The 20,894-nt window shown below is 52.8% G+C and carries 22 protein-coding genes; 15 read left to right on the top strand and 7 right to left on the bottom strand.

The annotated features are described in order from the left end of the window. Positions 1 to 172: 172 nt before the first annotated feature. From C4S74_RS13125 to C4S74_RS13100, 6 genes are all read left to right on the top strand, one after another. A complete protein-coding gene (locus tag C4S74_RS13125) occupies positions 173 to 364 on the top strand; it encodes a GapA-binding peptide SR1P (protein ID WP_009675441.1) in 192 nt (63 codons plus the stop codon). Continuing rightward, entirely contained in the window at positions 333 to 3,023 is a 2,691-nt protein-coding gene (ppdK, locus tag C4S74_RS13120; RefSeq protein WP_103995769.1) for a pyruvate, phosphate dikinase, read from the top strand. Before C4S74_RS13125 ends, ppdK begins: the two co-directional genes overlap by 32 nt. Before the next feature lie 60 nt (positions 3,024 to 3,083). Next, the gene (locus C4S74_RS13115) at positions 3,084 to 3,725 is read left to right on the top strand and encodes a helix-turn-helix transcriptional regulator (protein ID WP_146065498.1); all 642 of its coding nucleotides are present in this window, start codon (positions 3,084 to 3,086) and stop codon (positions 3,723 to 3,725) included. A gap of 20 nt (positions 3,726 to 3,745) precedes the next feature. After that, positions 3,746 to 4,564, top strand: coding sequence for a pyruvate, water dikinase regulatory protein (locus tag C4S74_RS13110; RefSeq protein ID WP_009675440.1), 819 nt, complete (start codon positions 3,746 to 3,748; stop codon positions 4,562 to 4,564). A gap of 197 nt (positions 4,565 to 4,761) precedes the next feature. Further along, positions 4,762 to 5,106, top strand: coding sequence for a DUF3139 domain-containing protein (locus C4S74_RS13105; protein ID WP_103995767.1), 345 nt, complete (start codon positions 4,762 to 4,764; stop codon positions 5,104 to 5,106). Between the two features lie 155 nt (positions 5,107 to 5,261). Beyond that, positions 5,262 to 5,600, top strand: coding sequence for a DUF3139 domain-containing protein (locus tag C4S74_RS13100; protein ID WP_103995766.1), 339 nt, complete (start codon positions 5,262 to 5,264; stop codon positions 5,598 to 5,600). A gap of 810 nt (positions 5,601 to 6,410) precedes the next feature. Here the strand turns inward: C4S74_RS13100 and C4S74_RS13095 are convergent. The 3 genes from C4S74_RS13095 to C4S74_RS13085 are packed head-to-tail and all read right to left on the bottom strand — an operon-like array spanning position 6,411 to position 8,941. Further along, the gene (locus tag C4S74_RS13095; RefSeq protein WP_103995765.1) at positions 6,411 to 7,211 is read right to left on the bottom strand and encodes a DJ-1/PfpI family protein; all 801 of its coding nucleotides are present in this window, start codon (positions 7,209 to 7,211) and stop codon (positions 6,411 to 6,413) included. A 60-nt stretch (positions 7,212 to 7,271) separates the two neighbouring features. Further along, the gene (locus C4S74_RS13090) at positions 7,272 to 7,919 is read right to left on the bottom strand and encodes a DUF2306 domain-containing protein (protein WP_103995764.1); all 648 of its coding nucleotides are present in this window, start codon (positions 7,917 to 7,919) and stop codon (positions 7,272 to 7,274) included. After that, positions 7,916 to 8,941, bottom strand: a complete 1,026-nt coding sequence (locus C4S74_RS13085; RefSeq protein ID WP_103995763.1) for a DJ-1/PfpI family protein — start codon at positions 8,939 to 8,941, stop codon at positions 7,916 to 7,918. The genes C4S74_RS13090 and C4S74_RS13085 overlap by 4 nt, the downstream gene beginning before the upstream one ends. 189 nt (positions 8,942 to 9,130) lie before the next feature. On the opposite strand from C4S74_RS13085, the gene C4S74_RS13080 reads away from it, so the two are divergent. From C4S74_RS13080 to C4S74_RS13065, 4 genes are all read left to right on the top strand, one after another. Continuing rightward, the gene (locus tag C4S74_RS13080) at positions 9,131 to 9,817 is read left to right on the top strand and encodes a response regulator transcription factor (protein ID WP_103995762.1); all 687 of its coding nucleotides are present in this window, start codon (positions 9,131 to 9,133) and stop codon (positions 9,815 to 9,817) included. A 1-nt stretch (position 9,818) separates the two neighbouring features. Next, a complete protein-coding gene (locus C4S74_RS13075; protein WP_103995761.1) occupies positions 9,819 to 10,886 on the top strand; it encodes a cell wall metabolism sensor histidine kinase WalK in 1,068 nt (355 codons plus the stop codon). A 165-nt stretch (positions 10,887 to 11,051) separates the two neighbouring features. Continuing rightward, a complete protein-coding gene (locus tag C4S74_RS13070; RefSeq protein WP_103995760.1) occupies positions 11,052 to 11,477 on the top strand; it encodes a GNAT family N-acetyltransferase in 426 nt (141 codons plus the stop codon). 669 nt (positions 11,478 to 12,146) lie between these two features. After that, on the top strand, positions 12,147 to 12,908 hold the full coding sequence (locus tag C4S74_RS13065) for a hypothetical protein (protein WP_146065497.1): 762 nt from the start codon (positions 12,147 to 12,149) through the stop codon (positions 12,906 to 12,908). Positions 12,909 to 13,280: 372 nt separating this feature from the next. Here the strand turns inward: C4S74_RS13065 and C4S74_RS13060 are convergent, their stop codons facing one another. Further along, positions 13,281 to 13,505: a response regulator transcription factor gene (locus C4S74_RS13060; protein ID WP_009672290.1), complete on the bottom strand. Its 225-nt coding sequence runs from the start codon at positions 13,503 to 13,505 to the stop codon at positions 13,281 to 13,283. 233 nt (positions 13,506 to 13,738) lie between these two features. On the opposite strand from C4S74_RS13060, the gene C4S74_RS13055 reads away from it, so the two are divergent. Next, on the top strand, positions 13,739 to 14,464 hold the full coding sequence (locus C4S74_RS13055; RefSeq protein ID WP_103995758.1) for a stalk domain-containing protein: 726 nt from the start codon (positions 13,739 to 13,741) through the stop codon (positions 14,462 to 14,464). 178 nt (positions 14,465 to 14,642) lie between these two features. Here C4S74_RS13055 and C4S74_RS13050 read toward each other — a convergent pair whose 3' ends face one another. The 3 genes from C4S74_RS13050 to C4S74_RS13040 form a co-directional block, all read right to left on the bottom strand. Continuing rightward, positions 14,643 to 15,200, bottom strand: coding sequence for an AAA family ATPase (locus C4S74_RS13050; protein WP_103995757.1), 558 nt, complete (start codon positions 15,198 to 15,200; stop codon positions 14,643 to 14,645). A 268-nt stretch (positions 15,201 to 15,468) separates the two neighbouring features. Further along, complete coding sequence (locus C4S74_RS13045; RefSeq protein ID WP_103995756.1) at positions 15,469 to 16,152, bottom strand: LrgB family protein; 684 nt, start codon at positions 16,150 to 16,152, stop codon at positions 15,469 to 15,471. Then, complete coding sequence (locus C4S74_RS13040; RefSeq protein ID WP_103995755.1) at positions 16,149 to 16,625, bottom strand: CidA/LrgA family protein; 477 nt, start codon at positions 16,623 to 16,625, stop codon at positions 16,149 to 16,151. Before C4S74_RS13040 ends, C4S74_RS13045 begins: the two co-directional genes overlap by 4 nt. Before the next feature lie 133 nt (positions 16,626 to 16,758). On the opposite strand from C4S74_RS13040, the gene C4S74_RS13035 reads away from it, so the two are divergent. The 4 genes from C4S74_RS13035 to C4S74_RS13020 all read left to right on the top strand — a co-directional run bounded on the left by C4S74_RS13035 (position 16,759) and on the right by C4S74_RS13020 (position 20,527). Next, on the top strand, positions 16,759 to 17,652 hold the full coding sequence (locus C4S74_RS13035) for a LysR family transcriptional regulator (RefSeq protein WP_103995754.1): 894 nt from the start codon (positions 16,759 to 16,761) through the stop codon (positions 17,650 to 17,652). A 129-nt stretch (positions 17,653 to 17,781) separates the two neighbouring features. Then, the gene (gene corA, locus C4S74_RS13030) at positions 17,782 to 18,732 is read left to right on the top strand and encodes a magnesium/cobalt transporter CorA (protein WP_103995976.1); all 951 of its coding nucleotides are present in this window, start codon (positions 17,782 to 17,784) and stop codon (positions 18,730 to 18,732) included. A gap of 53 nt (positions 18,733 to 18,785) precedes the next feature. Then, on the top strand, positions 18,786 to 19,541 hold the full coding sequence (locus C4S74_RS13025) for a bifunctional 2-polyprenyl-6-hydroxyphenol methylase/3-demethylubiquinol 3-O-methyltransferase UbiG (protein ID WP_103995753.1): 756 nt from the start codon (positions 18,786 to 18,788) through the stop codon (positions 19,539 to 19,541). Further along, positions 19,538 to 20,527 carry an MBL fold metallo-hydrolase gene (locus C4S74_RS13020; protein WP_103995752.1) on the top strand — a complete coding sequence of 330 codons (990 nt, stop codon included), beginning with the start codon at positions 19,538 to 19,540 and terminating at the stop codon, positions 20,525 to 20,527. The genes C4S74_RS13025 and C4S74_RS13020 overlap by 4 nt, the downstream gene beginning before the upstream one ends. The last annotated feature ends 367 nt before the right edge of the window (positions 20,528 to 20,894 follow it).

Here is a 20,894-nt window from a genome sequence, read left to right as displayed (position 1 = left end):
GTTTGAGGATTATTTTGAAATATGCAGCCCAAATGCTGCATGTTATGCTCATGATGGGACGAACTTTCCTCTTTTTTTAAAAGAATGAAAGGGATTTCATCATGAACGGGATTATGACGTCATATATCTTCATTAAGAACCAACAACCAATCACAGAGGAGCGATGAAAACAATGAGCAAGGCGAAATCGGACGTCATGCTGGGAACTCTGCTCTGCAAATGGTGCAATGAGATCGTCGGGGAATTGGATACGGAGAAAGTGACTTTGTATTACACGCAATGTAAAGATGGCGCCTGCCGGGCGGCCGTAGACAAAGAGGGAGTGGGACACAATGAGCAAGCAATGGCTGATGCATTTTTATGAGGGAAATCAATCACTAGCGGGGCTTCTTGGCGGCAAGGGCGCCAATTTGGCCGAAATGACCCGGGCGGGGCTTGCCGTTCCCCCGGGATTCACTCTGACTACGGAAGCTTGCAGAGCTTACTATATAGAAAGCCGGCTGCCGGACGGACTGCTCGCGGAAGTGCGCGAAGCGATGGCGGAGCTTGAACAGAGCAAAGGACAGCGTTTCGGGGACGCGGCTTCGCCGCTCCTCGTCTCGGTCCGCTCCGGTTCGGTCACATCCATGCCGGGCATGATGGACACGATTCTGAACCTCGGCCTTAACGACGACACGGTGGAAGGATTGGCCGCCGCCACGAAAAACCCGAGGTTCGCCTATGACTGCTACCGCCGCCTGATCCAGATGTTCGGCAGCGTCGTTTTCGGAATCGAGGGAGCCTGGTTCGAGAAAAAACTTCACGCGCTGAAACAGGCCGCCGGGACGGAATCCGACCAGGAGATCCGGGCGGAAGACTGGCAGGAGCTGATCGGCACGTATAAAGCCCTTATTCTGAAAAGAGCGGGCGTTCCGTTTCCGCAGGACGTTTACGAGCAGCTCCGGCTGGCCGTCGAAGCGGTTTTCCGTTCCTGGAACAACCAGCGCGCCCAAATTTACCGCCGTTTGAACGGAATCCCGGACGAACAGGGAACCGCCGTCAATATTCAGGCGATGGTGTTCGGCAATCTTAACGAAGAAAGCGGCACGGGCGTTGTGTTTACACGGAATCCGAGCACGGGAGAGAGAGTCCTGTTCGGCGAATACCTGACGAATGCGCAGGGAGAAGACGTCGTCGCGGGCGTACGCACGCCGCAGCCGATCGCCAAGCTCGCGGGGGACATGCCTGCCGTTTACGAGAAGCTTGTGGGGATGGCGGAGCTGCTGGAGAAGCACTACCGGGATATGCAGGACATCGAATTCACGGTTGAAAACGGGACGCTCTACATGCTCCAGACGCGCAACGGCAAAAGAACGGCTCAAGCGGCCATGAGAATCGCCGTAGAACTCGTCCAGGCGGGCATCCTGACGAAGGAAGAGGCGCTGCTACGCGTAGAGCCTTCGCACCTGGATCAGCTCCTTCATCCGAGCCTGGATGAAAGCGAAGCTCCGGCCGCGCTGGCGACGGGCCTTCCGGCATCGCCGGGAGCGGCCTGCGGACAGGCCGTCTTCACGGCGGACGAAGCCGACGCCTGGGCCCGCGCGGGCAAAGCCGTCATTCTCGTCCGCACGGAAACGACGCCGGAAGATATCCACGGCGTACTCGCGGCACGGGGCGTGCTGACTTCCCGCGGCGGCATGACGAGCCATGCGGCGGTCGTTGCGCGCGGTATGGGCAAGCCGTGCGTCTGCGGCTGCGAGCTGCTGGCCATCGACAGCGAGGAGAAGCAGGCCGCCATCGGCGGGCAGGCGATCCGCGAAGGCGACTGGCTCACGATCGACGGCGCCACGGGGCGCGTCATGATCGGCGAAGTGCCGCTCAAGGAAGCGGACATGTCCGCCGAGCTTCAGCTCATGCTGCAGTGGGCGGACGACGTGCGGCAGATGAAGGTGTACGCCAACGCGGACAATCCCGAAGACGCGGCGAAAGCGCGCAGCTTCGGAGCGGAAGGCGTCGGCCTGTGCCGCACGGAGCACATGTTCCTCTCGCCGCAGCGGCTGCCTATCGTCCAGGAGATGATTCTGGCAGACTCGGATGAGGCCCGCGGAGCCGCGCTGGAGAAGCTGCTGCCGATGCAGCAGGGGGACTTTGACGCCATCTTCCGCGCGATGGCCGGCCTGCCGGTAACGATCCGGCTGCTGGACCCGCCTCTGCACGAGTTTCTCCCGAACCTGGAGGAGCTTGTGGCCCGCCATGCTCAGCTTACCGCCGCACGGACCGGCGTTTCCGGTCCGGATGCCGAGCTGCAGAAGCTGGAGTTCCTGATCCGCAAAGTACGCGGCCTGCACGAAGTGAACCCGATGCTGGGGCAGCGGGGCTGCCGGCTGGGCATCCTGTTCCCCGAAATTTACAGCATGCAGATAGAAGCGATATTCGGGGCGGCCCTGGCCTGCCTGAAAGACGGCGTGGACGTCTCGCCGGAAATTATGATCCCGCTCGTGGGACACGCCAACGAACTGCGCATTATGCGCGCGCTGGTCGACCAGGTCGCGGACCGCATGCTCGGCGATCTGCGCGCCCAGGTGAGCTACCGCGTCGGCACGATGATCGAAGTGCCGCGGGCGGCTCTGACCGCACCGCAGATCGTGCAGCATGCCGACTTCTTCTCGTTCGGCACGAACGATCTGACGCAGATGACGTTCGGCTACAGTCGCGACGACGCGGAGGGCAAATTCCTCACGCATTACGTCGACAGCAAGCTGCTGCCTGACAATCCGTTCCAGGTGCTTGACCGCGACGGCGTCGGCCAGTTGATCGAACTGGCCGTTACCCGTGCGCGCGCCGCGAAGCCAAAGCTCAAAACCGGCGTCTGCGGCGAGCACGGCGGCGACCCGAAATCGATCCGGTTCTGCCGGGAAACCGGGCTCGATTACGTGTCCTGCTCCCCTTACCGCGTGCCGCTTGCCCGCATAGCGGCCGCGCAGGCCGAAATCGAGATCGCCGCGGAAGAAGCCGCCTCGGGGCAGCAAAAGATTGTATCCTGACCGCATTTTATATATCATGGAGATATACCCGATTCACCTGCGGGAATCCGCCCGTGAGGAGTGAGCGTCATACAGCTGTCTCAGCGCCAGATGGAAATTCTGGAACTCATTCATAAGCAAGCGCCCATAACCGGGGAGCAGATTGCCGAACAGCTCGGTGTAAGCCGTCCGACCATCCGTTCGGATCTGTCTCTTCTGGTGATGCTCGGCCATATCAACGCGAAGCCGAAGGTCGGTTATTTTCCGAACCAGTCGTTTCGCGAAGAACAGGCGGGCGGGCTGAAACTGAAAGTGAAGCAGGTGCAGTCCATGCCTGTCATCGTACGCAAAACCGCTACCGTGGGCGACGCCGTCGTCGCCCTTTTTGTGGATAACGTGGGCGGTCTGGTCGTAGCGGATGAAGAAGGCATGCTGCTCGGTGTCATTTCGCCGAAAGACCTGCTGAAAGTGACACTGGGCAACCCTGCGGCCGCCTCCATGCCGGTTTCGCTGGTCATGACGCGCAGGCCGCAGCTTGTTACGGTGACTCCTGATGACGACGTCATCGAAGCCGCCCGCAAGATGGCGGAGAACCAGGTCGATATGCTGCCTGTGGTCGTGCCGCATGAGAACGGCACCGATACGCCGTCTCTGGAAGTGGTAGGGCGCATCTCCAAAACAACAATGACCAAAGTGCTGCTCGACGCAGCCAGGAAGTGGTAAGGAAGGGGAACACATACCGGATGGTTCAGGATGCACATGAGGCGCAGCAAACGATCACAATCTGCTCCGATTCCGTCGGAGAGACGGCGGAGACGGTCGTTCGCGCCACAATCCGCCAATTTAACGGCCACAATGTCAAGATGCGGCGCATCGGACACATTAAGCATGAAGATGAAATCCGCGAGATTATGGAGGAAGTGCATCGCGAAGGCGGCTTCGTCGCTTACACGCTCGTCCAGCCTGAACTGCGGGAAATGATGAAAGAAGAGGCGATCCGCTTGGGCGTCCGCGCCATCGACATCATGGGGCCCATGATGCAGGCGTACATCGACACGTTCGACGGGGCGCCGAGCCGCAAGCCCGGCCTCATGCACGAGCTCGACGACGCCTATTTCCGGCGTGTCGAGGCCATTGAATTCGCCGTCAAATGCGACGACGGGCGCGATACCACCTCGATGATGAAAGCCGACATCGTGCTGATCGGCGTGTCCCGCACCTCGAAGACGCCGCTGAGCATCTTCCTGGCGCATAAGGGCTACAAAGTCGCGAACTTTCCGCTCGTGCCCGAAGTGAAGCTTCCGAAGGAACTGTTCGAGTTTCCCGGCAGCCGCATCGTGGCCCTCACCATGAACGCGGAGAAGCTTTTCAAGATCCGGATCGAGCGGCTGAAGACGCTGGGTCTGCCGTTCGGCTCCCAGTATGCCACCATGAACCGGATCAACGAGGAGCTGGAGCATGCCTCCAGCATTGCGAAGCGTCTCCGCTGCCCGGTCATTGACGTGACGGACAAAGCCATCGAAGAGACGGCGGGTCTGATCATCGAGTTTTTGCAGGCGTAAGGCCAACTGCGTGAGCGGTTGGGTGAAGCTCCCCGGTTATTGACCGGGGGGCTTTTTTTAGTTCGATTTTTGAAATAGGAGCGAGCAGCAGAGGTGAGAAGTTGAAGGTTTGTTCCAGAATTTGACATAACGTACTTGCGGCGGTAGCATGAAATTATCCTGCCCCGGTCCTCTAGGGCGAAAAAGGAGCGGAGTTCATGCCTTCTGTCCGAATCAAAAGATCCTCCTTGATCATCGGGATCGTTATCCTGCTTCTTGCGATTTTCCCTTTTGCTTACTCCCGTTACACCCTTTATAAACTTGAAAGAGGTATTCTGGCTTATTTAACCGAAACGAAGCGCTACGAAGAGAAGGAAATCCTCAGCATTCAGGCAAAAATCAGCAAGACTCCGAGATATCCGATCTATGTAAAATTCGTAGATGAACCCGATGTAACGTATCTCTACATATACAGGGACGATAAATACCTTCAAGCTCCTCCGGCTTTGGATAGCAACGGGCACCTCATTCGGCACAAACATACCGATAAAGAAACACTGTAATTGTTTTAAGCCCCGTTTGCAAAAAACTGCTGTTTCCTGCCTTTTTTCCATGCCGTGCTCTCAGCTTTTATATGGGGAAAATCATGTAAACCATCCGAACGCCGGAACTTTTGGAGTCATCTTAAGAGGATATTGTAAAAAGAGGGGGGCCATCCGTGCAAAATAGAAGACTTTATTATTTTCTGGGAGTACTGGCAATTCTGCCTTCCTGGTACTTTATAGACGTTCGAATAAATATCAATAACTATGAAAAAGAGTTGAAAAAATACTTGGTAGAGACAAAAAAGTACTCCGACGAGGAAATTTCAAGTATCAAGGGAAAGCATAGTAAAACTCCTGCGTACCCTGTTTACGTGAAATTCAAAGATGAACCCAGCGTAACCTATGTGTACAGCCATAACGGAGAAAAATGGATTCAACTCGGAGGGGCTCGGGATCAATATGGAAATCTGCCTAAGTACAAACATGATGAAGATACAAACATCATAGAATAACGAGAAATCGTTTAAGAGTATATTCCGAATTCCGGACAAAAATTGCAGTATGGTTTAGAAGAGGGTGAATCATATTAGAAAATTAATCAGCGCAAGCTTTGTATGAATCTTTTTAACGAAGTGAGAAATGGTTGTTTTCTTAAATGAATATATCCAAGGAGAATGAACGGGAGTTGATTACCTTTTGTCCTATTTTATTACTTTTGCCTTTAACTTTATATTAGCTTACTTTATCTATGACGATTCGGGGTTCCTTAAACCTTTAATCCATTCTATTTTTATAGTGATTTTGGTAGCTGGCATGGATTTTATTTTAAAAGTAAAAAGAAGAAATCATTCAAATGAGCACACAAAATAAGAAATAAATAAAAAGCCGGGCCATATAGGCAACGGCTAGAGAGCGGGAATTTATCTTGCAAATTCAGGAATTGTTTTGGATTGTAATTGACAAATGGAGAACTCGCCTTCGTAAATAGAAACATTCCATAATGTTCCGTCTGATTTTTTAAAAATGTAAGTTGCGCCCATGCTCAGATCCCCAGCATAAGTCCAGCCATGTTTTTCAATTTGCCTCTTATAGCTACTTTTCAAGTCATCTGTCTGGTGAATGCCGGGAGCTGTATAAACATAGATTGTGCCTGCTGATTCCGTAATGGTTTTTTAAGGATGGCGTTGCGTGGGACGGGATACCCTTCTGGTGAAATGGTGTATGGAGCAGTTCGAGACCAAAAGAGGTAACCAACACACAAAATAATCAAAAGTAAAGTTGACATATCCGAGATGACTTGGGATAGTTAACCGGATTCGCCGTTATCTCGCAACTGCCGGCTGTTCTTTATTCTGACCTTGTGTAAAGTCAACAGGCTTCATGCCTTCCGCTTTCCACACCGTGCCTCTTCGCTCGTACTCGAATAAATTTTCGATTTCATTCGCGATTTGCGGGCCTAACTCGTACTCGACCAAATACAAGGCTATGTCGAGTCCGGAAGTTACCCCGCCTCCGCTTACAAGACGGGGATTATCCTCCACTATTCTTGCATCAACCGGAATGGCGCCGAGGGCCTTTAACGCATTCATGCCCATCTCATTGGTAACCGCATACCGGTCTTTAAGCAGCCCTTGCATGGCAAGCAGCAATGAGCCTCCGCATACGGTAGCCACCGTCACTTCCTTATTGCTAAACGCCTGATGCATCAATTCGGTTAATCGTGAATTCGCAGCCTTTCCAAGTATTTTCGGAACGGTATCCTCCGAATCTCCCGCCGGTTTTCCTGCGGCTCCCGGGACCAAAATGATGCCGGGACGATTTGGATCAAGCTTCTCCTCCGCCTTGAGGGAAGGACCGTTTAAGCCGCTCGGGACAGAGCGGCTGCCTTCTGCGGATACCAATTCTACGGTGATCGCTCCATTCGAGTACATGCCTGCGGCAGCGAATACTTCATAGGGGCCCAATGCGTCAAGCAGATCGAAGCCGTTAAACAGTACGATTTGAACATGAACGTTTTGGTCCTCGGCCGCATGCTGATCCTTATTTGTTTTTGCGCTTGCTCCAGGAGCAGCCAGCGCGAGAACGAGTGCCAGCGACAAGAGCAATCCAAGCATCTTTTTCATTGTTAACACCAAATCCTTTCGTTTCGATTAGATTTACAAACGGTATGAAGTCAAAAGCATTCATCGGATTGTTGAAATAGAGCGGGGCCTGCCGACCGTTCTAATGATAATTTCCGGAATGATCAGCAGCAGCGCGATGGCGCCGTAAACGCCGATGATATAGCTGCCCGAATAAGTGAAGCCGAATCCGTGATGGAACAAGGATGTCAGAAGGTGAATCGCCATGTTCGTAAAACAGAAGGCGTAGCTTCGAATCATCCAGTTCCGATGACGGATAACCCGTTTCTTTTTGATTTGGACGAACGCCATAAGGGTGATAAACGGCCAAATCAGATTCATTATATTGAATCCCATGCTGCTGATCTTACCCCCGGTAGCGTGAGGAGCCATATAACCGGAGGTTACAACGACTAGCAGAACGGACACGATATAAACGTAGCCGTTGATCCGGTGGAGCTTGCGGCTTTTTTCAAAGAACCGGTTCGAGAAGTTGAGCAGCCCCGCGAGCATGGCGACGCAGGCAAAGGCGATGTGCACGTACATGACGTTGAGCCAGACTGGAAGATTCAGCTCCCGTTTCAGCACGGTTTTATGGCTTAAAAAGCTTTCTGCTCCGGGATCGAATACATAATTTTTCACTAGGGCGTACAGGACGAACAGGATGCTGACACCGGCAAGCAAGCTATACCATGTTACCGGTCTCTTCATGGGATTCTCCTGCCCGTTAATTTGGATGCCGGCAGCATGCCGGCCTTCGCGACCCCAGTCATGTGGTCACAGTCGACAGCCACTTCAAATTTCAGATTTAAGCGCATCGGTTTTCTGATTTTCAGCAGCCAGGTTAACTTGTCGCCCTGTAGAACCGGGTCCAAAAAATCAACCGTTTCATTCCCTTGTATGGCCTTCCCGTGGACGACGCCATTGTATGTAACAATGGATAGTCTAACCTGAAGCTTCCCGACCGGCGTAGCAATCGTCGTATCCCAATCGCCATCAAATGCGAATTCTTGCTGAGTCTTGCCAGTCGGGGCGCCCTCTTTGATCGCCGCTTGTTTCTCCGCTTTCTGAGGCTCACCACCCGTCAGCGGTAATGGAGCCATACCCGTCTCCCGCCAGACCGTTCCCCTCCGCTCATATTCGAACAACTTCTCGATCTCGTACGCGATGCGCGGTCCAAGCTCGCGCTCCACCAGATAGAGAGCCGCATCGAGTCCCGACGTGACGCCGCCGCCGGTAACCAGGTTGCCGTCATCGACGACGCGCGCCGGGATAGGAACGGCCCCGGTTGCACCCAGTAAATCCATACCCAGCTGATTCGTTACCGCCGGCCTGCCTTCAAGCAGCCCCGCCATAGCCAGCACCAGGGACCCGCCGCATACGGTTGCGACGACGACGTCTTTTTGTTTGAGCGCCTTCCCGAGCATACCGGGCAATGCCGTATGGACGGTCCGTCCCAAAATGGACGGAACCGAATCGGGGCCGTCTCCTTCGACGGGACCGGACGCTCCGGGCACGAGAATAATACCCGGGCGCTCGGGATCCAATCGGTCACCGGCCTCGATTTTTAACCCGTTCGTGCCGCTAGGCACGGATCTTGGTCCTTCGGCGGTAACGAGCTCTACGCTTAACGCGTTTTCCGTTATCATCTCGGCGACACAAAATACCTCGTAAGGCGCAAGGGCATCGAGCAGATCGAAGCCGTCAAAAAGCACAATTTGAACCGATAACATTCATTCAACCTCCTTCAACCATTTCAGCGGAGCAAGTGACCTTTTTCACATTTGAAGCATAACAAACGAGGATCTCAAAAGAAGGTGCGAAAAAGTCACAAAACAATAAACAATTCATCACAAAACGGAAGGCTGCTCTAATACCCGCAAAATACGTGATAAGATGGGGGGAAGAGGTGGGATATACGCATGAGCGATTTCAATACGATTCTCGTTGTGGACGATGACCAAAGCATCGTCGAGCTATTGAGAGATTTTTTGGAGAATGACAACTTTAAGGTAATAACCGCAAACGACACTGCTCAGGCATGGACCCTGTTTCAACAGCATGCCGTGCATTGCATCATCCTAGATATCATGATGCCGGGACAGAACGGATTTGATTTCTGCCGGCAAGTGCGGACGGAGAGCGGCGTTCCGGTTCTGTTCCTCAGCGCGCGCGGCGACGATGTGGACAAAATTCGCGGACTGACGCTCGGCGGGGACGACTATATCGTCAAAACCGCATCGCCCGGCGAGATCATCGCCCGCGTGAAGGCGGTCCTTCGGCGTACCGGCGTGCAGCAAGATAGCAGTTCCCGCGTGCTCGACTATGACCGTATCAAGCTTGATTTAACCACGCGGGAAGTGTTCGTTGACGGTCAAGACATCTCCCTTACGCCGAAGGAATACGACCTGCTTCGGTTGTTCGCGGAGCATCCGAGACAGGTGTTCACCTATGATCAGCTGCTCGCGAAGTTCTGGGACGGTATTGGCGACCGGCATACGATTCGTGTGCATCTAAGCCGTCTTCGGGAGAAAATCGAGCCCGATCCGGAAGAGCCGAAATATTTGACCAACGTATGGGGCGTTGGCTATCGATTCGGGCGTGCGTAATATGAGGAGACTTCGCATACGAACGTCTTTTTTGCTGAGCTTGGCGCTGCTTCTGCTGCTGCCTTGGATTTTTTTTGTAACGGCCTTTTTGTTTGCGACAGGGTCGCTGGATATTGGCGGCGGGCAGCCCGGCTCGTATGTAGTTTCGCATATCGCGGCCTTTGCGGGCCTGCTGCTCGCTTTTTTGATCATTGGCTTTCGCATCCGCCGGTATCTGCTCGACCCTCTCGAAAAGCTTGGCGCTGCAGCCCGGCAAATAGCCGGCGGGGATTGGGACATAGAGCTGCCGCAGTCCGCTGTCCGGGAAATCGCCGAGGTCCGGGACGGATTCGAGTTCATGGTGAACGGACTCCAAAGCTCGAACCGGAAGCAAGCGGCGCTGGAGGAGGAACGGCGGTTCGTCATCGCGGCCGTCGCGCATGATCTGCGGACTCCCTTATTTGCGCTGCGGGGGTATTTGGACGGGCTTGAGCAAGGCATTGCGCGCACGCCGGACCAAGTTTTGAAATATGTGGCCGTGTGCAAAGAGAAATCCGCGCAGTTGGACCGGCTGGTCGAGGATCTTTTTACATTTACGAGGATGGAGTATCAGGAGAACGGGCTGAGCAAGGACACATGCAACTTCTTTGAAATTGTGCAAAAATCGGTGGGCAGCCTGGAGCCGCAGGCGCAGCAGAAACAGATCACAATCCATGCCGCATTCCAATTTGAGCCGGGCGAATGCCTTATAAGAGCCGATGAGCATTTGCTGGAGCGCGCGATAAGCAATGTCTTGGACAATGCCGTGCGGCACACGCCTACTCAGGGCCGAATTGTTTTAGAGTGCCGACGGGAGAAAGACCGTATGGCATTCACGATTCAAGATTCGGGGCCCGGCTTTACACCGGAGGAGCTTAACCGGATTTTCGAGCCCCTCTATCGGGGAGAGCAGTCGAGAAGCCGCGCGACGGGAGGCGCCGGGCTCGGTCTGACCATCTCGCAACGTATCATCCGCCAGCATGGAGGCGAGCTTGCGGCAGGGAATCATTCGGACGGCGGCGCGGTCGTATCGGGCTGGATTCCGTTATAATCATTTATATTTATAGCATAGGAAATAAAGAGGGCAGCCCGAGTTGATCGAGAGACGGATTCTGTTTAGAAAGGTTGTGAGTGCCATGGAGTACACCAAAAACAGTTAAACAGGCGGTAACCTAAAGGTTAGCCGCCAATACTATAAGAAAGCACGGTGGTTAACATGGCAACCTTGAATTATAGCATCCATGAACGTATCCCCTCTGTCTCGGAACACAAGTTTATATGGGAGTCAGTCGGTTGGGGTAGTATTAATACGGAAGTGTCCAAGGGTTCATTAAAAAATTCCCTTTATGGTGTTGTCGTAACAATTAATGATGAGCCTGTGGGAATGGGTCGTATAGTCGGGGACGATTTTATGTATTTTTACATTCAAGACGTAGCTATTTTACCTTCTTTTCAAGGTTTAGGAATAGGGAAAGAAATCCTAGAATATTTACTTACATATATCAAAAGGCGTCGTCTTGATAGCGGGATTGCCTTTGTTGGACTTTTTGCATCAGAAGGTAACGACGCTTTTTATGAGAAGTACGGTTTTAAGAACCATTCGCCACATATGACAGGGATGTTTAGGGTATTTGAAAATTAATTTTCACAACCGTTTCATTATAATGATAGTTACATTAACCGCCCTTGAAAAAGGCGGTTTTCTTTTGGGGTAAAAACAACATTAAAATTTAACTATAGCTTTTCTAAAAAAAAGGCACAAAATGATTTTGAAACGAAGCTAACGCGAAGGGAACGGCAAAAGGAACGACGAAAATGTTACGAAGGGAACAATAATAGCGTACTACATGCTGGCAATAAATTATTCTAATTTTGTAACATTGGTGAGCTTAATTAGTCCGTATAGTTATGAGAAAATATTTGTGAATGACGAACATAAAAAATATTTGATATCAAATTTTCTAACTATCGGGTTGGAGCACTGTACAACTTCTACAGTTAGTGTAAGAATCACTATTACTACAATAAATCGCTTCAACCGGCATTAATGTATACATTAACTACACAAAAGATAAGAAATTAAATTAAATTAAATAAAATAAACATAGTCATGACCACTCGGATCATGACTTTTTGACATGCCTTTAGAATTGATTCTAAGACGTTTTATATGCTGGTCATAAATGTCCGTTTAGAGATAGAAAATGCCAAATTGAGGAATTGTTGTTCGTCCGACGATGCGTTAAAGGATATGTTTGGAAAGGAAGCGAGGGGGTATAATATGGCAAACGCGAAAAGGGGATGAACCAACATGAAGAAGTTTCTTAATTTGTCTATCACCGGAGCGATAGCTGCAAGTTTGCTGATGGGATGTAGCAATAAGGCAGAAGTAACTGCATCAAGTCCAGCGACTCAAACGCCTACATCAACAGTAACTCCAAATATGAGCCCTACTTCCAACCCGACACCTACGCCGACACAAAATGAGAAAGGGGAAGCTATGATGAAATTGGAAAGCGAACTTAAGCAGGATCAAAGCATCAAATTTATTACTTGGTCTCCAGACAAGATTCAAGTCTTGTATTTTAAAATGAAGAATGCAGAAACAGGGGTGGCCTATCTCCAGAAGGTTGGAGCTGATGCGCAGCAGATCGTTGATATCCCTAAGCCGGCAGGCTTTAAATGGAATAACCAAGGGACTGCCTTCTATGCACTGGAATCCTTTGCGACTGGTAAGCTTGGATATGACAAGGTCTCTGCAACAATTTATAAGGTAAGTGATTTGAAGCAACAAGTGGCCGGAATTAGAGCATATCCGGATCTGCTCTGGGATGAGTCGGGGAAAAACGTAATTTTTTCAACATTTGAGACCGACAAGAACAAGAAAGTCACTGCATGGTCTTCCATCAAAGTCAAAAATATTGAAACGAACAGCGATTATAAAGAGCTTAAAAATTCCGGCAGTGCCTCTGTTTACTTTAAACTTGACCGTGTAGAAAACGGCGGGCTTTACTATAAAAAAATAAATAGAGACGACAACACAAGTACGGAAGAGAAAATTCCAATTAACTAGTTGACGGAGGGGGCTTAGTGGCAGAAGGAATCGACACACCAAGCGTAGTAACAGCATCTGCAGCATCGTGTATTGCATCGAAAGGTAAATCGTTTATTATTCGGTATTATAGAGATGATGCTCATTCGAATTTCAAAGTCGACGATTTCTACGATTTCTAGTCCAACGGTTATCCAAAAGTGGTATCAGGAATGGCACAGAGAACAGGTGCAGAAGCGTCATAGTGGAGGTAATTTTCGTAGTTAAAAATTGGAACTATTACAAAAAAACACGGTAACGAGGTTTTTTATAAAATCCAAAACAAGAAAAGACCTTCCGTAATCCTTAGAGGATGGCCGGGAGGTTTTCTGTGCCCTGGCAAGGGTGGCTGCGTCAGATTTTTAGCTCCCCGAGCTTGATTAGCTCGACTACCGCCTGTGAACGACCTTTTACATTCAACTTCTGCATGACATTCGAGATATGGTTACGCACGGTCTTCTCGCTGATAAAAAGCTGCTGTGCGATATCCTTCGTCGTTTTGTCCTGTACGAGTAATTCAAAGACTTCGCGTTCACGATTTGTGAGTAAGAATTTGTTTTTATGATCGCTGCCCTTCAAGTTGTCATCCCTCCTTGCTCGGGTTTTGGAATAATTACAAGGGTAAGGGATACAGTCAACTTAGTGTATGAAGGGCGCTTACCAATGGTGCGATGGCGGGGGAAAAATAGGCGGGAACAGCGGCTGTTTTCATACCCGTGATTTCGTATCGATTTTGATAATCGTTTGTAACAAATCCCGGTCTGCTCTGTTGTACACTGGTCTGGAGGGCATTAGGGAGGGAGATTCGGGCGATGCGGAAAAGATGGACGGCGGCAGGCATGACAGCGGCGCTGCTGGTCGGCATTACGGCGGGCGCTTACGCGACGAGTAATTTGAAGGAGATCCAGGCGTTTTTAAACCCGGATTTGCAGGTAGAGCTGAACGGCACGGCGTTTACACTGAAAGATGAGCAGGGGAAAGACCTGGTTCCCATCACGTATGAAGGCAACACATACCTGCCTCTCCGCGATCTCGCACAGCGACTTGATTTGAGTGTCGCTTGGGACGGCACCAACAATAAAGTCATTTTGAAAGACAAACCTTACATGGAATTTTCCGGAGAGGACGAGGCCCTGCTTGAGAAATACGGATACGGATTCCGGTTTCCGCGGTGGCTGGAGAATGTGATGGTGAGCGTCATACCGGAGGAAAACGTGAAAACGTCGATTGAAGAGGGGCGTTTGGATAAGCGAGCCCAGTCGCTGACCCTGATCCATTATATGGTTCAGGATGAGAACCTGCACCGCCTGCACGATGTGGCGGCCCGGATCGAAGTGTACAAGAAAGAAGACTGGCCCGAGGTGAAGAAAACGGCAGCGGGCTCAGAAGTTCTCGGCGAGAACGACCGGTACGTGTATATCGCGAAGAAGGCCGCGGAGAATCCATACGAGCCCGGAACGCTGGATGCGGAAGGCTTCGGGGATTTGCGGGATTGGCTGGATCTGCACGAGTATTACTTTACTTTGAGCGGCAAATAAGCGGGCAGGAAATGATTAAGATAATCCTTTAATTTTACGGGCGCAGCGACGAAACGTCTCCGGGAGGGGGCGTTTTTTGTATGGGGGCTGTGTTTCATTCCTACTGGTGATTTCAGCTAAAAGAAACCGCCCCATAAAAGGACGGTTAAGCTATTATTGCAATAGTTCATCAAGGTTGTTACAAATTAAATCTGTTCTTAATGATTTCAGCAACCTCACAAGCAGTTAAATTTGTATTGTTAATTTTGATGTAATTTTCTCTTTCGATTTCTCCCTCAAATGAGTTCAATCGATGTTGCTCCATTGTCAGCACCAGATCCTGTTCAGAACGAGCGATATCCCTTTTTGTTGGTTTGTGCTCGAGTCTATGAGGGGTTCTGTTACGCTCCATTCTTTGCTCAAGATCGGCTTCAAGCTCAACAAAATACACTTTGCCATCTTTTTCTTCAATTATTTTACAAATTTTATCAACATAGTCCCAATCACTTTGCAAATCGAGTCCCCATACATAGGTGAAAATCATTCCATACATATCACTGACGGCAGCGGTTTCAAATATGTCTTGACGAAATTTATTCACCAATCTCCACATTTCAGGACTAAAGTCAAAAAAGGGAGCCAGTAACTCAATCGTCATATGGTTGTGAAACAGCTTTAATTCGGTTGTCTTTTCCAGTTCTTGTCCAACTGTCATTTTTCCCACTGCCTGCGGACCAAATATAAGAATAAATTTCACTACGTCACCCCCTGGAATATATTCCAATAATAGTATCACAACTTGTAATCAATAGGGGGGTTAGGCAAGAACTAATTATCGTTTGTTTTTGGGCGCGAAGCTTAATTCCCAAGTGTTCATTCATTTTTAGACTGTCTGCGCTTGTCTGCCGCTCCGCCTGCGGGAAAAGCGCCCCCTCGCAGGGAAATCGCCAATGCGGACCCCCGCCTGGTGGGAGCGCGAAAAAAGACCGCCTCCCGAAGGAAGCGGTCTTTAACGCTCGCCGCCATCACAGAAACGGCGCCATGATCGGCTGGATCAGCCCCAGCGAGAACAGCGCGGCCAGGATCATCGCCACGCTGGCGATGGCCCCTTCCTCGCTGCCGAGCTCGTGGGCCTTGCTCGTGCCGGCGCCGTGGGCGCCCATGCCGAGCAGCAGCCCCCGCGAGATGCCGCTGCGGATGCGCAGCGAGCGGATGACCAGCGGCCCGATCACCGAGCCGCAGATGCCCGTCACGACCACGAACACGGCCGTGACCGAAGGAATGCCGCCGAGCGAACGCGACACCTCCATGGCAATGGGAGTCGTGATGGAGCGCGGCGCCACGCTCTCGATCATCTGCGGACTGGCGTGAATCCAGCCCGCAGGCAGCACCGACGTGAGCACGGCGACGACGGAGCCGCACAGTACGCCCGCCACAAGCACCATGGCGTGCTTGCGGAGCAGCTTGAACTGGCGGTACAGCGGAATCGCGAACGCCACGGTGGCGGGCTGAAGCAGTTCCGTCAGCGGCTTCGTGCCCGCGTTGTAGGCTTCAACCGGCGTACCGGTGAAGAACAGGCCGGCGATAAGCAGAACCGGCGCGACGACGAGCGGCGACAGGTAGGCTTTGCCTGTCTTCCGGTATAACCGGTTGGCCGCCCAGAAGACGACGATAGTGATCAGCAGGCACAGTAGTCCGGTACCGGTCATAGGGACGCTCCCTCCTTCTTATCTTTGACGGCGCGTCTGCGTCCCAGAAACTCCGCCACGAGTCCCGTGCTGGCCATGACGAAAAACGTGCTGATTATAATGATGAGCAGGTACCGGCTCCCCGATACCGAGAACATTTCCTTATATTCCAAAATGCCGACGGCGGGCGGGACGAAGAAGAGCAGCAGCTTCGACAGCAGAAAGTCGGCGCCTTTCTCGATCCATTCCAGCCGGACCCAGCCGAAGTGCAGGGCGGCGAAGACGATCAGGATGCCGACGATGCTTCCCGGCACCGGCAGGTGCAGCCGCTCGGATACGAGACGTCCGAGATAGGCGAACGCGATCAGCAGGCCGATCTGGCCGGTCGTGACGAGCACGCGCCGGACGTGAACCGGAGCAAACCGGTCACGCGTCCAAAAGAAATGTTGTTTTTTATGAGGACCGCTTAAAGGTGGTGCGGGTTGTCTGTTCATTCCGGATAATCCCCTTCCATAATTTCGAGTATACGCAGGGGACAAGGATAGGTAAAATACATATATCGAATGGTTTTCATTCCTTTTCTCTATGGAAGGGGAACCAACGCAGACGCATAAAGGAGACGATGGCATGGACGTTCGGCATCTTCAATATTTTCTGGAGACGGCGAGGCGTAAAAGCTTCACCAAAGCGGCGGAAGCCCTGCACGTCACCCAGCCCACGATCAGCAAAATGATCCGCATTCTGGAGGAGGAGCTAGGTGTCGAGCTGTTCGACCGCACGGCCCGTCAGATTGTGCTGACGGATGCGGGCGAAGCCGTGCTGATCCAGGCGCAGCAGATTGTCCGTTCCCTGGAAAATTTGACCGTCGATCTGGCGGACGTGACTTCCATGCGCAAAGGGCAGATCCGGATCGGCCTGCCGCCGATGACCGGGGCGCCTTTCTTCCCGGAATTGATCGCCGCGTTCCACCGGCTGTACCCGGGAATCGGTATCCGGCTGATCGAGGAAGGGGCCCGGACGGTCGAGCGCGAGGTGGAGAGCGGGAGCCTTGATCTGGGCGTCGCGGTGCTTCCCGTCGATGCGGACCGCTTCGAGATGTTCGCCTTCGTCAAGGAAGAGCTCCGGCTTGTCGTGCATCTCGGGCACCGGCTCGCCCGCAGACAGACTGTCCGCCTTGCGGAGCTGAGCGGCGAGAAGTTCCTTCTGTTCCGTGAAGGCTTCACCCTGCACGAGAGTATACCCGAAGCCTGCATTCAGGCGGGCTTCAAGCCCGACATCATCTACGAAAGCTCCCAGTGGGACTTTCTGAGCGGAATGGCGGAGGCGGGTCTCGGCGTCGCCCTGCTGCCCGAAACGATCTGCCGCAAGCTGAGTCCGGACAAAGTGGCCACGGTCACCCTGGTTTCTCCGCGGATTCCGTGGCATCTTGTTATGATTTGGCGCAAAGAGGGTTACTTATCTTATGCCGCCCGTGAATGGCTCCGGTTTTCGAAAGAGTGGCTGTCCCGGCCGAACCGTTAGAGTCCGGGGGTTCAGGAGAGGAGACCGGCTCCAATCGCTTCCGCGACGGACACCGTTTTGTTTCCAGGCAAAACATGGTACGATATACCCAATGCTTTCACCTTGATCACGGACGAAATGAGGACCTTTATGATTCGCACGGTCGCTATCACCCGCAGCGGAGAACTGGTCCTGGACCTGCCTTTGCAGGAGCTGGACGATGATTCTATCGACTGGTACTGGGTAGACTTCAACAACCCGACTCACGAAGAAGCTCTGCTGCTCGACACCCATTTTCATTTTCACCCGCTTGCGGTTGAAGATTGCTTTCATCTGCTGCAGAGGCCGAAGCTGGACCACTATGAGGATGTCCATTTTTTCGTTCTGCACGCCATTCATCCCCAGACGCTGGAAGCCGACGAGGTTAATCTGTTCGTCACGCCCCGCTTCCTCGTTTCGTTTCACTTCACCGAGCTTAAAGAGATCAACGACGCCTGGCAGAAGCTTCAATCCGAACCGGATAACTGGAAAAGAGGCTCTTCCTTCGGCGCTTATCTCGTCATGGACAAGCTTGTGGATGAATATTTTCCTTGTATACATATGCTGGAAGACGAAATGAACGATTTCGATTCCGACCAGAAGGGCACGTCCATTCACGCGCTGATGCGCGGCGTGTTCGACATCCGCTCCAAGCTGGCGCATCTGCGGCGGTCGATCATTCCCATGCGCGACCTGCTTTACCGGGTCGTCAATTCGGACAAGCTGCCCAACGTGCGCGAACAGCAGGTTTATTATGCGGACATTTACGATCATCTGCTGAAGCTGGCGGAAATGATCGATTCGATCCGGGACACGACCGCGGACATGCGGGAAAATTTCATCTCATTGAATTCTTACCGGATGAATACCATTATGAAAACGCTGACTGTCATCACGACGATTTTTATGCCGCTGACGTTTCTCGCGGGAATTTACGGAATGAACTTTGACAACATGCCCGAACTTCACTGGCACTACGGTTATTTTGTTATTCTTTTCATTATGTTCGGAATCGGGTTTGCCATGTATGTCTGGTTTAAGCGAAAAGGCTGGTTCGATTGAGAAGCGGCAGCTTATTTATAATCCGTACTAAAAAAGATCGGGAGGATGCGGGCATGAAAGTAAAAAGCGCGTGGTACCGGGAAAGCTTCGGGAAAGACTACTTGCTGGTGTACAAACACCGCAATTTCGAAGGAGCTTACGCCGAAGTCAAGCGGATGATGAACTGGCTTCATCTACCCGAAGGCGCCCGTGTGCTGGACCTGTGCTGCGGCATGGGCCGCCATTCGCTGGCGCTCGCCGATTTCGGCTATACGGTGACGGGGATCGACTTGTCGGATACCCTGCTTGAGGAGGCGCGGAGGCAGGACGAGGAAGGCCGGGTAACCTGGCTGCATGGAGATATGCGGAAGGTTCCGATCGAGGAGCCGTTTCACGCCGTGGTCAATTTGTTCACTTCGTTCGGATATTTCGAGCGGGAGGAAGAAAACCGCCTGGTGTTGTCGGAAATCGCACGTCTGCTGCAGCCGGACGGGAAATTTATTATCGATTATTTAAATCCGGCTTATGTCAAAAATAATCTCGTCCCCCATTCAAGCCGCGAGGAAAACGGCCTTTTTATAGAAGAGACGCGCTCCATCGAGAACGGTTATGTCCGTAAACAAATTTGCATTACGGATGAAGAGGACGGTCCGCGCCATTATTCGGAGCAGGTGCGCCTGTACAGCCGCGAGGCTTTTGTCGATATGCTGTACGGGGCTGGCCTGCGGGTCGACCGGATCTACGGCAGCTATGACGGAAAGGACTATGACCGGGAGTCGTCTCCCCGGATGATTTTTGTCGGAGGAAGGGAAGGAGAAAGCCTGCAATGAGTCATGCAACTACAACGGTTATCGCTTTACGGGAGGGGCTTTGGCAGATCAAAGTCCCTCTGCCTTTTCCCCTGCGCTGGGTCAACAGCTATCTGCTCCGGGAGCCGGACGGGAGTCTGACGGTGATCGACCCGGGCCTGCGGACGGAAGCCGGAGAGATGCTGTGGAACGAAGCGCTGGAAGAGCTCGGCTTCGGATACGGCCGCATCGCGCAGATCGTACTGACCCACCACCATCCCGATCATTACGGGATGGCGGGCTGGCTTCAGGAGCGCACGGGCGCGCCGGTTTACTTGTCGGAAACCGGCATCGGTCAGGTGCGTCTCCTGTGGGGTCCCCGTCAGCCGATGACGGAGGAGCTGACCGGGTTTTTCGCGCGGCACGGCATGGACGCCGCGCTCTGCGGGGAGCTGGCGAAGCATATGGACAGCTTCGTCCCGCTCGTATCCCCGCAGCCGCAGCTTACCGCGCTGCGGGCGGGAGACCGCGTGCGTCTGGGCGGCGCGTCGTACGAAGCGATCGAGACGCCCGGACATGCGGCCGGGCATCTGTGCTTCTACGACGCACAGACGCACGAGATATTTTGCGGCGATCATCTGCTGCCGCAAATATCGCCGAACGTGAGCTTCATGCCGGGCGTCGAAGAAGATCCGCTCGGCGCGTACATGGACAGCCTGCGGGAGATGAGCCGGCTGCCGGTCAAGATGGCGTACCCGGGCCACCGGTCGCCCTTCGCGGCCTTCGGTCAGCGGGCGGAAGAACTGGTCCGCCATCACGAGGAGCGGCTTGCGCTCATGGCGGACAAGCTGCGCGAGCCGATGACGGCTTACGCGCTCTGCCGCGATACGTTCGGCGACCGGCTTACGCTACATCAGCTCCGCTTCGCCATGGCGGAGACGATCGCCCACACCGTGCGTCTTGCGATTGAGGGCAGAGTGGCCGAGAGCGAGAGGGAAGGCGTCATCGTGTACCGGGCGCGGGTGTAAGGGGGAGACGCGGAAATCCTCGTGTCTCGCTCGCGGTTTCAATCTTGCGCATGGAAAGCGAGCTTGATTTTCCAGGCGCGGATTCCCCTTCATCTTGCACCACTTCAAGCTCAGCGGCTGATGTTCCGCCAGGTTTCGTAACGCCGGGGCGGACATTCCGTCAGGCTTCGTAACACGTAACGGCGTGGCTGACCGAAGGACGGTGCCGATGCCCCGTGCGGACTCGTGTCTGTTCTCGCACAAACCTCATGCCGGCGGCACACACTTTTTTTCTCGTGCTGCCTGTGCCCGGCAAATAACCATACGGCGGACTCTCGTGTAAGAGAGTCCGTTTTTTGTGCATCGCAGAGATGGCTCCCTGTCTTCC

The sequence above is a fragment of the Paenibacillus sp. UNC499MF genome (genome assembly GCF_900107975.1).
Lineage (GTDB): Bacteria > Bacillota > Bacilli > Paenibacillales > NBRC-103111 > Paenibacillus_F.
The sequence above is the reverse complement of the archived record's forward strand: the minus strand, read 5'-3'. Positions and strand labels throughout refer to the sequence as shown.

Bases quoted from the DNA above. Each gene is read 5' to 3' on its own strand.
- corA (WP_103995976.1), top strand. From the start codon at position 17,782: ATGATTCGCACGGTCGCTATCACCCGCAGCGGAGAACTGGTCCTGGAC.
- C4S74_RS13105 (WP_103995767.1), top strand. From the start codon at position 4,762: ATGCCTTCTGTCCGAATCAAAAGATCCTCCTTGATCATCGGGATCGTT.
- C4S74_RS13055 (WP_103995758.1), top strand. From the start codon at position 13,739: ATGCGGAAAAGATGGACGGCGGCAGGCATGACAGCGGCGCTGCTGGTC.
- C4S74_RS13080 (WP_103995762.1), top strand. From the start codon at position 9,131: ATGAGCGATTTCAATACGATTCTCGTTGTGGACGATGACCAAAGCATC.
- C4S74_RS13125 (WP_009675441.1), top strand. From the start codon at position 173: ATGAGCAAGGCGAAATCGGACGTCATGCTGGGAACTCTGCTCTGCAAA.
- C4S74_RS13020 (WP_103995752.1), top strand. From the start codon at position 19,538: ATGAGTCATGCAACTACAACGGTTATCGCTTTACGGGAGGGGCTTTGG.
- C4S74_RS13070 (WP_103995760.1), top strand. From the start codon at position 11,052: ATGGCAACCTTGAATTATAGCATCCATGAACGTATCCCCTCTGTCTCG.
- C4S74_RS13090 (WP_103995764.1), bottom strand. From the start codon at position 7,919: ATGAAGAGACCGGTAACATGGTATAGCTTGCTTGCCGGTGTCAGCATC.
- C4S74_RS13085 (WP_103995763.1), bottom strand. From the start codon at position 8,941: ATGTTATCGGTTCAAATTGTGCTTTTTGACGGCTTCGATCTGCTCGAT.
- C4S74_RS13075 (WP_103995761.1), top strand. From the start codon at position 9,819: ATGAGGAGACTTCGCATACGAACGTCTTTTTTGCTGAGCTTGGCGCTG.
- ppdK (WP_103995769.1), top strand. From the start codon at position 333: ATGAGCAAGCAATGGCTGATGCATTTTTATGAGGGAAATCAATCACTA.
- C4S74_RS13025 (WP_103995753.1), top strand. From the start codon at position 18,786: ATGAAAGTAAAAAGCGCGTGGTACCGGGAAAGCTTCGGGAAAGACTAC.
- C4S74_RS13095 (WP_103995765.1), bottom strand. From the start codon at position 7,211: ATGAAAAAGATGCTTGGATTGCTCTTGTCGCTGGCACTCGTTCTCGCG.
- C4S74_RS13045 (WP_103995756.1), bottom strand. From the start codon at position 16,152: ATGACCGGTACCGGACTACTGTGCCTGCTGATCACTATCGTCGTCTTC.
- C4S74_RS13065 (WP_146065497.1), top strand. From the start codon at position 12,147: ATGAAGAAGTTTCTTAATTTGTCTATCACCGGAGCGATAGCTGCAAGT.
- C4S74_RS13035 (WP_103995754.1), top strand. From the start codon at position 16,759: ATGGACGTTCGGCATCTTCAATATTTTCTGGAGACGGCGAGGCGTAAA.
- C4S74_RS13110 (WP_009675440.1), top strand. From the start codon at position 3,746: ATGGTTCAGGATGCACATGAGGCGCAGCAAACGATCACAATCTGCTCC.
- C4S74_RS13040 (WP_103995755.1), bottom strand. From the start codon at position 16,625: ATGAACAGACAACCCGCACCACCTTTAAGCGGTCCTCATAAAAAACAA.